Origin of the sequence: Actinomadura sediminis, from assembly GCF_042675525.1 — a bacterium.
Taxonomy (GTDB): Bacteria; Actinomycetota; Actinomycetes; order Streptosporangiales; family Streptosporangiaceae; genus Spirillospora; species Spirillospora sediminis.
This window is the reverse complement of sequence record NZ_JBHTJA010000019.1, coordinates 27,161-41,654: the sequence shown is the minus strand read 5'-3', so window position 1 is coordinate 41,654 and position 14,494 is coordinate 27,161. Positions and strand designations below refer to the sequence as shown.

The following is a 14,494-nucleotide window of genomic DNA, read 5'->3' as shown; positions in this document are numbered from 1 at the left end:
CTATACCGTTCATCGGTTCGGCCGCTAATCCAGCACCCTCTCACTGAACATAGGCTGTACCTCTGCTTTGATCACTCTTGGGGAGACTGTGTTGCGGCTGCCGGAGCATCTCGAGCTACTGCTCACCGACGAGCCGGTTCTCGACGTCTACGCGCACGGTCCGTGGCGGGTGCCCGACGGGCTGTTCGAGGAGATCGCGGGCCGCATCGACGCGCTCGCCGCCGACCCGCGCGCCGCCGACCTGACCACCGACGAGCACAAGCTGCTGACGCTCCCCGCGTCGCTGGTCACCGCGGAGATCTTCGGGATCCTGGCGTTCCTGCCGGGCGGCGGGGCGATCAAGGCCGGGTCCCGGTCGCAGCTCCCGGAGCGGCTGCTGCACCGGCACCTGGTGAACCCCGGCCCGCTCAGCAACCGGATGGCCCGCTGGGACGCGCCCGGCGGCCGGTGGCGCCCGCCGGTGGACTGGCTGATCGAGGCGCCCGACCGCAAGCTCGCGATCGAGCTCGCGCGCGACTGCCTGGCCGTCCTGGAGGGCATCGAGCCGCTGGAGGAGCGCCGCCGGGCCCTGCTGCGGCTGTACGACGACCCGCCGCAGTGCGACGTGAACCTGCCGAAGATGGAGCTGCGGGAGCTGTGGCACCGGCACGCGGACGAGTCGATCCTGCGGGCCGTGCCCGAACTGCAGGGCCCCGTCGGCTACCTCGACTGGGTGTGCTCCGGGCTGCTGGCCGCCCACCGCACGCTCCTCGCGGCGGCCCCGCGGGACGAGACGCCCGAGGTGCACCTCGTCCACCTCCTGCTCCAGGGCAGCATGGAGCACGTCCCGGCGGAGCTCGCCGCCGCGCTCGGCGAGGACCGGTACCACGAGATCCTCGGCCGGTTCCCCGGCGAGCGGCGCGGGTTCAAGCCCGGCGCGTGGCAGGAGCGGACGCGGGCGTGGCTCGCGCAGGCGCTCGTCGCGGGCGCCGCGGACGCCTGCCGCGCCTGGCTCGACATGTCGATGCGGTTCATCGCGATCGTGCAGGGGCTCCCTGGCGACCCGTGGTTCCCGAAGGCGGAGTGGATCCCGGTCGGGCAGTTCCAGACGGACCTGCGGCGCCTGTTCGCGCCGCGCCGCCGCATCGTCAACCCGCTGACCGAGACGCTGAAGGAGTTCGCGCGGCCCGGCGAGGCCGCCCGTCCCCGGCGCGCGGACCTCGTCTCGACGCTCGTCGAGCAGCCCGAGGTGACGGCCGCGCTCGAGGAGCTGTCGCGCGGCACCGCGCCCGTCCGGCTGCTGCTGGCGGGCCCGGACGGCACCGGCAAGCGGGACGCCGCGCAGGAGCTCGGCCGGGCGCTCGCGCTGGGCCGCGACCCGCTGTGGCTGACCGACAACCTGTTCGCCGGGCAGCGTCTCGCCGACGCGGTCGCCCGGCTGCACGCGGACGCCCGCGAGTGCGCCGCCGACCGGCTGCTGATCATCGAGGGCCTGGACGAGATCCTCACCGACCCCGGCAACGGCGAGGCGCTGTCCGCCGAACTCCACCGGCTCCTGGCCGTCCACCCCGAGCTGAACCTGGTCGCGCTGTGCGACGCGGGCGGCGACGAGCGCATCCGGGAGATCAACCCGGCGCTGCCCCTCGGTTTCCGCATCGCGCGCACCCGCCCGTTCACCGCCGCGGGCCACGCCGAACTGTTCCGCCGCGCGCTCGTCCCGCACGGCGCCCGCGCCACCCGGCAGGCCGCCGACGCGGCGGGCGAGCTGCTCGCCGCCGCGCCGCCGATGCAGTCGCTGCGCAACGCGCGGCTGGCGCAGCACCTCGCGGCCGAGGTGGTCGCGGCGGTCCGCGCCCGCTCCGCCGGCGCCGAGCTCGTCGTCCGCAAGAGCGACGTCCCGGCGAGCCTGGACGCGTCCCGCACCACCGGCGACCCGCTCGCCGAACTGCGCGACCTCACCGGCCTCGACACGGTGAAGCACGAGATCGCGCTGCTCGTCGCGGGCACCGAGGCGGCGCGGATGCGCAGCGAGTCGGGCCTGCGGGTCACGCCCCCGACGCGGCACATGGTGTTCACCGGCAACCCCGGCACCGGCAAGACGATGGTGGCGCGGCTGCTCGGCCGCATCTACAAGCGGCTCGGCGTCCTGTCGTCGGGGCACCTGGTGGAGGCGTCCCGCGCCCACCTCGTCGGCGAGTACATCGGGCAGACGGCGCCGCGCACCCGCCGGCTCGTGGAACGCGCGATCGGCGGCGTCCTGTTCATCGACGAGGCGTACACGCTGACCCAGTCGCCGCTGAAGGGCGACTACGGGCACGAGGCCATCGCCGAACTGGTGAAGCTGATGGAGGACCACCGCGACGACCTCGTCGTCGTCGTGGCCGGATACCAGCAGGAGATGGCCGAGTTCCTCGCCGCGAACCCCGGCCTGGACTCCCGCTTCCCCAAGCAGATCCACTTCCCCGACTACAGCGACGACGAGCTCATCGCCGTGTTCGGGCAGCTCGCCGAGGCCGACGGCTTCCGGCTCGCCCCCGGCACCAAGGACGTCCTCCGCACGATGCTGCGGCGCGCACCGCGCGGACCGTCCTTCGGCAACGGCCGCCTCATGCGCAACCTCCTCGACGTCGCGGTCGCCAACCAGGCCGACCGGATCGCCACCGCCGCCCTCGGCGACGGCGACACCCCCACCACCACCCCGTCCCGGGACGAACTGGTCACCCTCACGTCCGACGACCTCCCGCCCCTCCTCGAGCACCCCGAAGAGTTCTACGGCCTTTACCTGTGAGCCCGCGGGAGAGCGTGTTCCCTGGTCGGCGGGGGCCGGGGATTGAAGGCGGGCTCTCGGGGGACGTGCCGTGGGGATATGGCACATCATGACGATCTCGGGCGGCTCGACGCTTACTGGCGAGCCGCGAACTACCTGTCGGCCGGTCAGATCTATCTGCTGGACAATCCGCTGCTGCGGGAGCCGCTGCGGCGGCGGCACATCAAGCCGCGGCTCCTCGGGCACTGGGGGACGACACCGGGGCTGAACTTCTGCTACGCGCACCTCAACCGGGTGATCCGGGACCGCGACCTCGACATGATGTACGTGATGGGCCCCGGGCACGGGGGGCCTGCGGCGGTCGCGAACGCGTGGCTGGAGGGCACCTACAGCGAGGTGTACCCGGACGTGTCGTTCGACGAGCGCGGGATGCGGCGGCTGTTCCGGCAGTTCTCCTTCCCGGGCGGCGTGCCGAGCCATGTGGCGCCGGAGACGCCCGGCTCGATCCACGAGGGCGGGGAGCTCGGGTACTCGCTCGCGCACGCGTTCGGCGCCGCGTTCGACAACCCGGACCTGATCGTGGCGTGCATCGTCGGGGACGGCGAGGCCGAGACGGGGCCGCTCGCGGCGAGCTGGCATTCGAACAAGTTCCTCGACCCGGTGCGGGACGGGGCGGTGCTGCCGATCCTGCACCTGAACGGGTACAAGATCGCGAACCCGGCGGTGCTGGCGCGGATACCCGACGAGGAGCTCGTCCAGCTCCTCGACGGGTACGGGTACCATCCGCTGCTGGTCGCCGGGGACGAGCCCGCGTCCATGCACCGGAAGATGGCCGCGGCGCTCGACCAGGCGCTCGACGAGATCGCCGACATCCAGCGCGCGGCGCGGGAGGACGGCGCGACGGAGCGGCGGCGGTGGCCGCTGATCGTGCTGCGGTCGCCCAAGGGGTGGACGGGCCCGAAGGAGGTCGACGGGAAACCGGTCGAGGGCACGTGGCGCTCGCATCAGGTGCCGCTCGCGGGTATGTGCGACGACCCGGCGCACCTGGAGCAGCTCGAACGGTGGCTGCGCTCGTACCGTCCGGAGGAGCTGTTCGACGACGACGGCCGTCCGGTCGCGGAGCTGCGCGAGCTGGCGCCCGCGGGCGACCGCAGGATGAGCGCGAACCCGCACGCCAACGGCGGCCTGCTGCTCAGGCCGCTCGTCCTGCCCGACTTCCGCGACTACGCGGTGCAGATCGGCAGGCCGGGCACGACGACCGCCGAGCCCACGCGCGTCCTCGGGACGTTCCTGCGCGACGTGATCCGCGCGAACCCGACGAACTTCCGGATCATGGGGCCGGACGAGACGGCGTCGAACCGGCTCGGGGACGTGTTCGAGGCGACCGACCGGGTGTTCCGCGGCGAGCGCCTCGCGACCGACGAGCACCAGGCGGCGCACGGCCGGGTGATGGAGGTGCTGAGCGAGCACCTGTGCCAGGGCTGGCTGGAGGGCTACCTCCTGACCGGCCGGCACGGCCTGTTCAACTCCTACGAGGCGTTCATCCACATCGTGGACGCCATGTTCAACCAGCACGCGAAGTGGCTGAAGGTGACGCGGCACCTGCCGTGGCGGCGGCCGATCGCGTCGCTGAACTACCTGCTGTCGTCCCACGTGTGGCGGCAGGACCACAACGGCTTCACCCATCAGGACCCCGGTTTCCTCGACGTCGTCATGAACAAGAAGCCGGAGATCGTCCGCGTGTACCTGCCGCCGGACGCGAACACGCTGCTGTCGGTCGGCGACCACTGCCTGCGGTCCCGCGACTACGTCAACGTGGTCGTCGCCGGGAAGCAGCCCGCACTGAACTGGCTGACGATGGACGAGGCCGTGGCGCACGCGGCGCGCGGCATCGGCATCTGGGAGTGGGCGTCCAGCGACGGCGGCGCCGACCCGGACGTCGTCATGGCGTGCGCCGGGGACGTGCCGACGCTGGAGACGCTCGCGGCCGTGGACGAGCTGCGGCAGACGTTCCCCGAGCTGCGGGTCCGCGTGGTGAACGTGGTCGACCTGATGCGGCTGCTGCCGCCGAGCGAGCACCCGCACGGGATGCCGGACGCCGAGTTCGACGCGCTGTTCACCACCGACAAGCCGATCATCTTCGCGTTCCACGGGTACCCGTACCTGATCCACCGGCTCGCCTACCGGCGGCACGGGCACCCGAACCTGCACGTCCGGGGCTATAAGGAGGAGGGCACCACCACGACGCCGTTCGACATGGTGATGCTGAACGACCTCGACCGGTTCCACCTGGTCATGGACGTCATCGACCGGGTGCCGTCGCTGGGCGGCCGGGTCGCGCACGTGCGGCAGCGGATGGCGGACAAGCGCCTGGCGTTGCGCGCGCACACCCGCGAGCACGGTGAGGACGCCGCCGAGATCCGCGAATGGACGTGGTCGTACTGATGCGCGTGCTGACGGTCAACCCCGGGTCGAGCAGCCTGAAGCTGAGCGTGCTCGACGACGATGACGCGCTCGTCGCCGAGGAGTCCGGCGCGCGGGAGGAACTGGCCGACCTCCTGGCGGAGCTGCCGCGCCCGGACGCCGCGGGGGTCCGGTTCGTCCACGGGGGCGCCGACTTCACCGGGCCCGTCCTGGTCGACGGGCCCGTCACCGAGCGGCTGCGCGAGCTGGCCGATCTGGCGCCGCTGCACCAGCCCGCGTCCCTGCACGCCCTCGCCGAGATCACCGGGACGCTTCCCGGCGTGCCCGCCGTGGCGTGCTTCGACACCGCGTTCCACGCCACCCTCCCGGACGAGGCCGCCACGTACGCGCTCCCCCGCCACTGGCGCGACCGGTTCGGCCTGCGGCGCTTCGGCTTCCACGGGCTCTCGTTCGCCTACGCCGTCCGCCGCGCCGGGGAGCTGCTCGGCGCCGACCCGGCGGTGCTGCGCATGGTCGTGTGCCATCTCGGGTCCGGGGCGTCGCTCGCCGCCGTCGCGGGCGGCCGCTCGGTCGACACCACGATGGGGTTCACGCCGCTGGAGGGGCTCGTCATGGCGTCCCGCGCGGGCAGCATCGACCCGGGCATCCCGCTGTGGCTGATGAAGCACGGCCTCACCCTGGACGAGGTCGGCGACGGCCTCGAACGGGACTCGGGCCTGCGGGGCCTCGCCGGGACGGGCGACATGCGCGAGCTCCGCCGGCTCGCCGAGGACCGCGACGTGCCCGCCCTCGCCGCGCTCGACGTGTACCACCACCGGCTCCGCGCCTGCGCCGCGGCGATGGCCGCGACGCTCGGCGGCCTGGACGTCCTGGTGTTCACCGGCGGCGTCGGCGAGCACGACCCGTCGATCCGGCTCCGCCTGGCCTCCGACCTGGCGTTCCTCGGTGTCGCCGTCGACCCCGACCGCAACGCCGGCGCCCGCGGGGACTCCGACGTCACCGCCGACGGCGCGTCCGTCCGGACGCTGGTGGTGGCCGCCCGGGAGGACCTGGAGATCGCCGCGGACGTCCGGCGGGTCCTCGCCCCGCGTTAGCGGGTCAGCTCCCGCCGCACGCGCACGGCGAGTTCGTCCCGGTGCGCCGGGGTGAGGTCGTCCCCGTCCGGAAGCCCGAGACGCCCGAACACGCGGGGGCCGCGCAGTTCCTCGGGGTGGTCGGGCATGCGCGGGATCACGTGGAAGTGGACGTGCGCGTACCCTTCGGCCTCCGCGAACTGGGCGACGTACGTCTTCGCGCAGCCCGTGACCGCGTGCAGCGCGCGGGACAGCCGGACCTGCCATGTCCCGAGGAGGGCGGCTTCGGCGTCGGTGAGGTCGGCGATCGCCGTCACGTGCCGGAGCGGGACGAGCACGAGCCAGCCGGGGGTGCCCGTCCCGAACGCATGGGCTACGCGCCAGTGGTCGTCGGACGCGGCGTGCTCGCGCGGGGGCAGTGCGAAGCGCTGGGCGTTGTGGTCACATGTCAGGCAGTTCACGGGAAGAACCTGGACGGCCGGTGCCGGGTCGCGCCCGCTCCCGGCACCGGCCGTCCCACGTCGCCGGCTCAGGCGTTACCGAGCTGGGCGTAGCCCTTCGACGCCGAGTAGGTGGTGAAGATCGCCGTGTTGCTGCCGGCCGGGGACGGGAGGCCCGACTGCCAGTCGACGATCCCGTTGAACCAGCCGAACGGGCCGCAGTTCGCCGACTTCGGCACCGCGAACGCGTTGTCGACGAAGGTCGTCTTGACGACCCACGGGTCGGTCGACACGTCGGTGGGCGGGCTGCCGGTGATCGGCTCGTTGGGCGGCGGCGGGTTCGTGGGCCCGAGTCCCAGGTCGAGGGTGATCGGGTCCTCGTCCGTGCCGATGGTGCAGGAGTCGCCCAGCAGCGGGTTCCGCACGCTGATCTTCATGCGCTGCCGCATGAGGACGTCGGGCTCGGGGCTGAGCTCCAGTTCGCCCGCGAGCTGCGGCTGCGCGTGGATCTGCATGATGGGCAGGAAGTCCGAGCCGGGGATGCCGAGGATGCCGCCCTCGACGCGGATGGGCTCGCTCTCCAGCGACTCGACGATCACCGTCTCCTCGAAGGTGACCGGGTCGTACCCGTTCGCGTAGACGATGGTGATCGGCTGGTGGATCTCCTGGTCGATCCCGCCCAGCGTCAGCCGCCCGCTCGTGATCTTCGCGACGGTGCACAGCCACAGGTTGGGGTCCGCGTTCGCGGGCAGTTCCGGGCACCCCTCGAAGCTGAACTCCGGGATCTCCTCATCGGCCGCCGCGGGCGCCGCCTGCGCGGCGAGGCCGGCCATGCCGACCACGGTCCCCAGGACCGCCGCGGCGGCCCGGCGAGCTGTCGTTCGTCTCATCTATTCTCCATCTTCGGTCGGGCGGGGGGCGGGCTCACAGCTCGGTGTAGGACTTCGCCGCCACGTACTGCTCGAAGATCGCGGTGTTCTTGCCGGCGGCCGAGGGCAGGCCCGCGATGAGGTTCACCATCCAGTTCGCGGAGTCGCCGATGCCGCAGTTGTCCGCGCCGGGGACGGAGAACGCGTTGTCGACCAGTGTGGTCTTGACGACCCACGGGTCGGTGGAGACGTCCACGGGCGGGCTGCCGCTGATCGGCTCGTTGGGCGGCGGCGGGTTCGTCGTCCCGACGGTCAGGTTCAGTTCGATCGGGTTGCTGTTGGTGCCGATCGTGCAGTTCCACCCGAGGAACGGGTTGCCGAGCCTGACCTTCAGGTCGAGCTGGACGTTGCCGTTGACGAGATCGAGGTCGACGGCCTCGGGCTTGGCGTAGACCGCGGAGAGGAACCGGTCCCCGAAGATCCCTTCCCGTACCTGCATCCACTCGGACTCGAAGCTCGCGAGGATGGCCGTCTCCTCGAAGGTGTCCGCGTCGAACCCGTTCGCGTAGACGAGCCTCATCGGTGTCTCGATGTTCTGTTCGAAGCTGCCGAACGAGAACTCGCCGCCGCTGACGACCACGGCGTTGCAGAGCCAGTACCCGGGCTCGGCGCCGGCGGGCAGTTCGGGGCAGTCCTCGTGGCTGAACTCGGGGATCTCCTCGGCGGCGGCGGGCGCGGCGAGGGCGGTGCCGGTCAGGACGGCGCCGAGGGCGACGGCGGCGACAGCGGCCACGCGGCGCAGCCGGAAGGGTGATCTCACAGCGATCTCCAGGGGGGTGGAGGGGGTCAGGGAGAATCGGCGCGGAGCGGGTTCGCCGGATGCGGGGGCGGCCGGCCCGGGGCGGGGTGGGATGACTCCGGGCCGGCCGCATCAGGATCGGACGCGGGTCACGCTGCCCGCGCGGTGCGGATCGGGATCAGGGGGCGATGGTCACGTCCGCGCCGGACGTGGTGACGATCTGGAAGGTCGCCGATGCGGAGGCCGAGCTCGGGCAGCCGCTGGTGCCGTTGATGAGCTGGAGCTGCTGGCCGGCCAGCCGGCCCTGCGAGTGCGGGTTGCCCGGAACCGGCTTGTTCGGGTTGTTGTGGTTGTACAGGTCGATCTGCAGCTGCTTCGTGCCGGTGAGGCCGTAGCTGCAGGTCTCCACCCGTCCGAGCGACGTGAGGTTCAGCGTCGCCTCGATGTTGACGGCCGGGTTGGGCGAGTTGATGTAGATGTACCCGTCCCGGTTGTTGGTGTGGGCCGAGTCGTAGGTGGCTCCGCCACCGGTGTAGGGCAGGCCGAAGGCCTCGATCTGGGTGGTGCCGCCCTTGTTGTTGGTGCAGTCCGGGTTGCCCGCGGTGGGCATGTCGGCGGCGTCGAGGGAGCCGTTGGTGCCGTCGGAGTCGACGGACGCCTGGAGCTCCGCGCTGGTGCAGGTGGTCTGGATCAGCCCGAGCGAGCTGACCCCCGTCAGGGTGACGTTGGACAGGTTCGTGCCGACGACGGTGCCGCTGAAGGGGGCACCGCCCGACTCGATGGTCGTGGCGCCGGCGGCGGTGGCACCGCCGAGGACGAGGGCGCCGGCGCCGAGAAGGGGCAGGGCGACTCTGGTCAGCTTCCGCATGATCCGGTCCTTTCGGTGGGGGTGGGGACGAATCCCTGCGGTTCACGCACCGAAACATAAACTGCGCCGTTTCTCAAGAACGCGTGCGTACCCGGACGGCGGCTGGGCCGTTTTCGGAAACGCTTTAAAAACGGGGCGACGGCGGCCGTTTAGGACCCTCGCCCACCATCGCTGAGCGATGAGCCAGTCACCGATGGCAAGAACATCCCGGTAGTTGTGACTCAGGTCACCGGCGATGACGCACGGTGCGTGGCGCTTTGCGGACGCGGAGGGATGTCCGCATGCGGCCACGAACCCGTGCGCCCTCCGGCGCGTCCCATGATGACCATGTGGTCAGTGGGGTGTCCGCGGGAGCGCCGGGATCGCGTACATGCGGACGAGCCCGCGCCGCACGGCGGGCAGCGCGTGCGCCTCGCCGCGGCTGATCCGGCTGTAGAGCACCTCGTGGACGCCGCCGACGATGACCTCGGCGGCCAGCTCCGGCTCGGGGAAGTCGGGGTACATCGCCAGCAGGTGCTCGACCACGATCGTGCTGAAGTGCTGCTTGATCCGGTCCCTGCGGGCCACCGCCTCCGGCCCGGCCGCCAGCACCTCGACCACGCCCATGCGGGCGGCCAGCGGCTCGGCGGCGAGGAGCTCCAGCAGCGCGCCGAGGCCCGCGCGCAGCCGGGCGTCCGGCTCCCGCCGTCCCGCCGCGGCGTCGTCGAAGGCCGCGAGCATCCGCGCCGCGATCGAGTCGAACGCGGCGAAGAACGCCTCCTCCTTGTTCCGGAAGTGCTCGTAGAACGTCTTCTTGGAGATCGCGGACGCGCCGACGATGGCGTCGATCGTGAGCTGCGCGTAGCCCTTGCCGCCGACGATCTCGGTCACCGCGCGCAGAATGCGGGCGCGCTGGTTGCTGGCGACGTAATCGCGGGACAACCGGTGCCGGCCGGACGGCAGCTTCGCCGCCTCACCGCCCGCCGTCGCGCGCGCCGGGCCGCCCCGGTCCCCCCGATCGCCGTGTCCCATGATCCGCCCATCGCGTTCGGTAACGCTCCTGACGGCCGATTCTACGGCGCACCCCCCGAAGTGGGCCTTGTCACGACTGCACGGAGTCGACGGCGGGGCCGCTCAGCATCGACACAACCGGGTTCGGCTCGCGGGCGCGCAGCACCGCCTCCCTCACGGCGGTCGTGCGGCGGGCGCGCCACCGGTACGCGGCCTGCCGGTGGAACCGCGTGATGTGGGCGGCGGCCGGCCGCGACCGGCCGGACAGCCCGTACCCGTGCCGCTGGAGCCGCGAGGCGAGGACGTGCTCGACCAGGTCGGCCTCCCAGTCCTCCAGCCGCGTCGCCCACGCGCCGACCACCGCCGGGTTCGGCGCCTCGTGGGTGCGCAGGTGCCACCTGCGCTCGCGCGGGACGGTCTCGCGCGCGTGGTGCTGCGGCTCGGCCATCGCCGGGTCGTACTCCTCGCCGAGGAACGCGCACAGCCGCGTCAGTTCCCGCTCGGGGTCCTCGACGAGGTCCTCGTACCGGAACTCGTAGAAGGTGTCCGGGCCGAGCCGGGCGCCGAGCCGGCGGCCGATGTCGACGGCGTCCCGCCAGGTCAGCGTGGCCGAGAACAGGTCGCCGTCGTACCACGGCATCCGGTTCAGGGAGCTGACGGCGTCCCGGCCGTCGCGGATGAGATGGACGAACTGCGCGTCGGGGAACATCCGCCGCAGGGCGTCGACCCGGCGGATGTAGCTCGGCCGCTTGTCGCCCCAGCGCGGCTTGCCGTGCTCGCGGGCGTACGCGCGGAACACCGTCGCGATCGCCGACCCGAGCGTGGGCGGCGCGGCGGCGATCTCCTCGATCGTCGCGTCCGGGTCGAGCTTCAGCGCCTTGAACTTCGTCGTCCTCCCCTTGGCGATCCACGCGCCGAGCGCCCGGCGGTTCTCCTCCCGTTCGAGGTCGCCGAAGTCATGTCGGGCGTCGTAGGCGACGTGGACGAACCTCGTCTCGGAGGGCAGCGCGATCCGCCGGTGGCAGTGCAGCATCTGCTGCAGCAGCGTCGTGCCCGAACGCGGGCATCCGACGATGAAGATCGGCCGGTGGGACGGAGTCGTCATGCCCGGCCAAGTTACGCCGCGGACCTGAGCCGGAGGTCCAACGAACCTCAAAGTTGCCTGAAAGTCTCCTCGACCGAGCGCGAGGACCGCCGCACGCTGCGTGACCGGACGTATTTATTTCTTGCCTCGCGGTAACTAATGCGCTAATCTAACTATTGGTGTGCCGGGAAGCCTGGTCGGCGAGACGATGACGGTCTTGCGATCAGGAGACATATGACCCGGCACTTTTTCATGTGCGCAGCCCCGCCGCCGGCCGACTTCGCCGGCCTGTGCGTCGCCGCACTCGCCACCGCGTTCCCGGATAGCTGAGCCGCTAACCCCGCATTCGTGTTCACCTGACCGGACGTCCATTCGGGCGCTCCGACGGTCCACCTATGTCTCAAGGCGGAAGCGTGCTTTCTCATGGGCGAATTCTTTGATGTCGCGCTCGGTTTCCCGACGGCGCTGTTCAGCTTCGCGCTGCTCGTCGTCGCCGGCTACTGGGCGCTGGTACTGGCGGGCGGCCTGGACCTCGACGTCCTCGACGGCGACGGCGACGGGGACGGCGGGGACGGCGGGCTGCTCGCCGCGGCGGGCCTCGGCGGGGTGCCGGCCACCGTGGCGCTGTCCCTGCTGATCGCCTTCACCTGGTTCACGAGCCTGGCCGGTGCGGCGTCGTCCGAGGCCACGGCCCTGCGGGCGCTGGTGCTGCCCGCGTCCCTCGCGGTCGGCTGGGTCGCCGCGCGCGCGGCCGTCCTGCCGCTGCGCCGGCTGTTCCGGGACGCTCCGGGGACGTCGCTGCGCGAGTTCGTCGGCCTGCCATGCGTCATCCGGACGGGACGCGTGGGCCCGGACTTCGGGCAGGCGGAGGTGACGGCGCCCGACGGCTCCACCGCGCTCGTCCAGGTGCGGCGGCCCGCCGCGGACGTGCCCGTGGCGGGGCCCGCGGAAAGCACCGCGCTCACCGCGGGAAGCACCGCGCTGATCTTCGATTACGACGCTGCCGGACAGTTCTTCTGGGTCATGCCGCACGATTCCGTGCTCGATCCACCGGCCCTCTGAAATCCCCCGCACCCTCATTTCCCCCACCCGAGAGGGATCCCTGATGGATGCCATCACGATCGGGGCGGGCGCGCTCATCGCGCTGCTCCTGCTCATCGCACTCGCCGTGCTGTTCCTGGTCACCCGGCTGTTCCGCAAGGTCGACCAGGGCCGCGCACTGATCATTTCCAAGCTGCGCAAGGTGGACGTCACGTTCACCGGCGCGGTCGTTCTCCCGGTCCTGCACAAGGCAGAACTGATGGACATCTCGGTGAAGACCATCGAGATCGAGCGGACCGGGCGGGACGGCCTGATCTGCAAGGACAACATCCGCGCGGACATCCGCATCACGTTCTTCGTCCGCGTGAACAAGACGGTCGAGGACGTCATCAAGGTCGCGCAGGCGATCGGGACGGAACGGGCGAGCAGCCAGGAGACGCTGCAGGAGCTGTTCGCCGCGAAGTTCTCCGAGGCGCTGAAGACCGTCGGCAAGCACCTCGACTTCGCCGACCTCTACGTTCGCCGCAACGAGTTCCGCGACCACATCATCCAGGTGATCGGCACCGACCTGAACGGCTACAGCCTCGAGGACGCCGCCATCGACTACCTGGAGCAGACGCCGCTCCTGTCGCTGGACAAGTCGAACATCCTGGACGCCCAGGGCATCCGCAAGATCACCGAGCTGACGGCGATCGAGCACGTCCGCACCAACGAGCACGCCCGCCACGAGGAGAAGGAGATCACCCGCCAGAACGTGGAGGCGCGCGAGGCGATCCTGGAGCTGGAGCGCCGCCGGACGGACGCCGAGCTGCGGCAGGAGCGCGAGATCGAGACCGTCCGGGCGCGGGAGCAGGCGGAGATCGAGCGGGTCAAGGCCGAGGAGCGGCTGCGGGCGCAGACCGCGCACATCCGGACCGACGAGCAGCTCGGCGTCCAGCACGAGAACCGGGACCGGGAGGTCGCGGTCGCCGCGAAGAACAAGGAGCGGGTGCTCGCGATCGAGAGCGAGCGGATCGAGAAGGACCGGCTGCTGGAGGTCATCGCCCGCGAGCGCGAGACCGAGCTGACCCGCATCGCCGCCGACAAGGAGGTCGAGGGCGAGAAGCGGGAGATCGCGAACGTGGTGCGGGAGCGGATCGCGGTCGAGCGGACGGTCGCCGAGCAGGAGGAGGAGATCAAGCGGCTGCGCGCGGTCGAGGAGGCCGAGCGGGCGCGGCAGGCGATCGTCATCCGGGCGGAGGCCGAGGCGCAGGAGAACCTCGTCAAGGACATCAAGGCGGCCGAGGCCGCGGAGGCGGCGGCGCAGCACCGGGCCCGCGAGGAGCTGGTGCTGGCCGAGACGCGGCAGCAGACCGCCGAGCTGGACGCCCGCGCGAAGATTCGGCTGGCCGAGGGGCTGCAGGCGGAGGCCGCCGCGGCGGGCCTCGCCGAGGTGCGGGTCCGCGACGCCGACGCCGAGGTCATCGAGAAGGCGGGACGCGCCGAGGCGGTCGTCGCCCGCGAGCGCGCGGCGGTCGAGGCGGAGCGGATCCGGGAGAGCCTCAAGGCCGAGGCGGAGGGCCTCACCGAGAAGGCCGGCGCGATGGCGGCGCTCGACGACGTCACCCGCAAGCACGAGGAGTACCGGCTGCGGCTGGAGACCGAGAAGGAGGTCCGGCTCGCCGGCCTGGACGTGCAGCGGCAGGTCGCCGAGGCGCAGGCCGCGGTGCTCGCGACCGGGCTGGAGGGCGCCGACATCAGCATCGTCGGCGGCGAGACCGCCTTCTTCGACCGGGTCGTCGGGTCGATCGCGCTGGGCAAGAGCGTGGACGGCTTCGTGGCGAACTCCGAGGTGGCGCGGTCGGTCGCCGGCCCGTGGCTCGACGGGACGGGCAGCCCGGTCGACGACCTCGCCCGGGTCCTGGGGTCGCTCGGCGCGGACGGCGTCCGCGACGTGACGCTGTCGGCGCTGCTCATGCGGCTGATCGCGGCGGGCGGCCCGCAGGCCGCCGGGCTGACCGACCTGCTCGACGCGGCGCGCCGCCTCGGCGTCGCGGACGCACCGCTGGCGGCGCCGAGCGCGAACGGAACGGACCTGACGGTCCCGGCCTGACGGCCGGGCCGACGGTCACGGCGGGCCCGCCCCGGTACAGGGGCCCGGGGCGGGCCCGCCGCACTCGA

General features: G+C 72.0%; 11 protein-coding genes. 5 read left to right on the top strand and 6 right to left on the bottom strand.

What is annotated here, in order from left to right; genetic code table 11:
• The first annotated feature begins 91 nt into the window (after positions 1-91).
• From ACFQ11_RS12960 to ACFQ11_RS12950, 3 genes are all read left to right on the top strand, one after another.
• Positions 92-2,767 carry an AAA family ATPase gene (locus tag ACFQ11_RS12960; RefSeq protein WP_378298525.1) on the top strand — a complete coding sequence of 892 codons (2,676 nt, stop codon included), beginning with the start codon at positions 92-94 and terminating at the stop codon, positions 2,765-2,767.
• 78 nt (positions 2,768-2,845) lie between these two features.
• Positions 2,846-5,191 (top strand): phosphoketolase family protein, encoded by a 2,346-nt coding sequence (locus tag ACFQ11_RS12955; protein ID WP_378298524.1) that lies wholly within the window; start codon positions 2,846-2,848, stop codon positions 5,189-5,191.
• Positions 5,191-6,264 (top strand): acetate/propionate family kinase, encoded by a 1,074-nt coding sequence (locus ACFQ11_RS12950; RefSeq protein ID WP_378298568.1) that lies wholly within the window; start codon positions 5,191-5,193, stop codon positions 6,262-6,264. Before ACFQ11_RS12955 ends, ACFQ11_RS12950 begins: the two co-directional genes overlap by 1 nt.
• Here the strand turns inward: ACFQ11_RS12950 and ACFQ11_RS12945 are convergent.
• The 6 genes from ACFQ11_RS12945 to ACFQ11_RS12920 form a co-directional block, all read right to left on the bottom strand.
• Positions 6,261-6,704, bottom strand: a complete 444-nt coding sequence (locus ACFQ11_RS12945; protein WP_378298523.1) for an HIT family protein — start codon at positions 6,702-6,704, stop codon at positions 6,261-6,263. The genes ACFQ11_RS12950 and ACFQ11_RS12945 overlap by 4 nt on opposite strands.
• A 68-nt stretch (positions 6,705-6,772) precedes the next feature.
• A complete protein-coding gene (locus tag ACFQ11_RS12940; protein WP_378298522.1) occupies positions 6,773-7,573 on the bottom strand; it encodes a hypothetical protein in 801 nt (266 codons plus the stop codon).
• Positions 7,574-7,607: 34 nt separating this feature from the next.
• Positions 7,608-8,345, bottom strand: a complete 738-nt coding sequence (locus tag ACFQ11_RS12935) for a hypothetical protein (protein WP_378298521.1) — start codon at positions 8,343-8,345, stop codon at positions 7,608-7,610.
• Positions 8,346-8,529: 184 nt separating this feature from the next.
• Positions 8,530-9,219: a hypothetical protein gene (locus tag ACFQ11_RS12930; RefSeq protein ID WP_378298520.1), complete on the bottom strand. Its 690-nt coding sequence runs from the start codon at positions 9,217-9,219 to the stop codon at positions 8,530-8,532.
• A 333-nt stretch (positions 9,220-9,552) separates the two neighbouring features.
• Positions 9,553-10,230 carry a TetR/AcrR family transcriptional regulator gene (locus ACFQ11_RS12925; protein WP_378298519.1) on the bottom strand — a complete coding sequence of 226 codons (678 nt, stop codon included), beginning with the start codon at positions 10,228-10,230 and terminating at the stop codon, positions 9,553-9,555.
• Positions 10,231-10,300: 70 nt separating this feature from the next.
• Complete coding sequence (locus tag ACFQ11_RS12920) at positions 10,301-11,314, bottom strand: sulfotransferase family protein (RefSeq protein WP_378298518.1); 1,014 nt, start codon at positions 11,312-11,314, stop codon at positions 10,301-10,303.
• 402 nt (positions 11,315-11,716) lie between these two features.
• Between ACFQ11_RS12920 and ACFQ11_RS12915 the strand changes: the two genes are divergently transcribed.
• Positions 11,717-12,355 (top strand): hypothetical protein, encoded by a 639-nt coding sequence (locus tag ACFQ11_RS12915; RefSeq protein ID WP_378298517.1) that lies wholly within the window; start codon positions 11,717-11,719, stop codon positions 12,353-12,355.
• A gap of 43 nt (positions 12,356-12,398) precedes the next feature.
• Positions 12,399-14,426 (top strand): flotillin family protein, encoded by a 2,028-nt coding sequence (locus ACFQ11_RS12910; RefSeq protein WP_378298516.1) that lies wholly within the window; start codon positions 12,399-12,401, stop codon positions 14,424-14,426.
• Positions 14,427-14,494: the final 68 nt, after the last annotated feature.